The organism is Lachnoanaerobaculum sanguinis, from assembly GCF_033242365.1.
Classification (GTDB): Bacteria; Bacillota; Clostridia; order Lachnospirales; family Lachnospiraceae; genus Lachnoanaerobaculum; species Lachnoanaerobaculum sanguinis.
In genome coordinates, this window is sequence record NZ_BTHK01000077.1 from 1 (window position 1) to 307 (window position 307).

The 307-nt window shown below is 50.2% G+C and carries 1 rRNA gene; it reads right to left on the bottom strand.

Features of this window, described 5'->3' with window-relative positions:
• A 23S ribosomal RNA gene (locus tag SBH76_RS13605) occupies positions 1-307 on the bottom strand; the annotation flags it as partial.

Below are 307 nucleotides of genomic sequence, written 5' to 3' on the forward strand. Positions count from 1 at the left end.
GCCGAGTTCCTTAACAATGCTTCTCCCGCCGGCCTTAGGATTCTCTCCTCATCTACCTGTGTCGGTTTGCGGTACGGGTACATATAACACAATAGCGGCTTTTCTTGACGGCTCCCTAACCGACTTCCCTACTATTTTTCGGTACGCATCACGTTTTCCCCTTGCATGGTGGGTTTTCCTCCCATACAGGTACTTCGCTTGCCCCGGTTTTTGTCCTCCCGGGTTCGGTTTCAGTCTCCGTGTCCCCACAGTTCTGATTATATGTAGTACAGGAATCTGTACCTGTTATCCATCGACTACGTCTTTC